Below are 302 nucleotides of genomic sequence, written 5' to 3'. Positions count from 1 at the left end.
CCTGTACTGCCGGAGGTGTAGATCACATATGCAAGATGCTCAGGCAGTAATGGCCTAATGCGCTCGCTATTAGCAATGGTGCTGGTCTCATAACCCTCTAGTAAGGCTACTTGCTCGGGATGATCTAAATCGATCAGACCTAGGTTAGCAAAATCAGTCAGCTCACAATGCGCTAGGGTAGAGCGATTGGTAATGACATGCGCAGCCCCACTATCACTCAGCATGAACGATAGACGTTGGGCTGGATAGTCAGGATCTAATGGTAGGTAAGCAGCGCCCGCCTTGAGGATCGCTAACAGCGC

At 50.7% G+C, this 302-nt stretch carries 1 protein-coding gene; it reads right to left on the bottom strand.

Going from position 1 to position 302, the window contains the following annotated elements; genetic code table 11:
• Positions 1 to 302: AMP-binding protein (locus JaK3_RS06790; RefSeq protein ID WP_161484705.1), on the bottom strand; the 302-nt coding region annotated here is incomplete at both ends.

This window comes from Polynucleobacter yangtzensis (assembly GCF_001595965.1).
Lineage (GTDB): Bacteria > Pseudomonadota > Gammaproteobacteria > Burkholderiales > Burkholderiaceae > Polynucleobacter > Polynucleobacter yangtzensis.
This window is presented reverse-complemented; position numbering and strand designations above follow the sequence as displayed.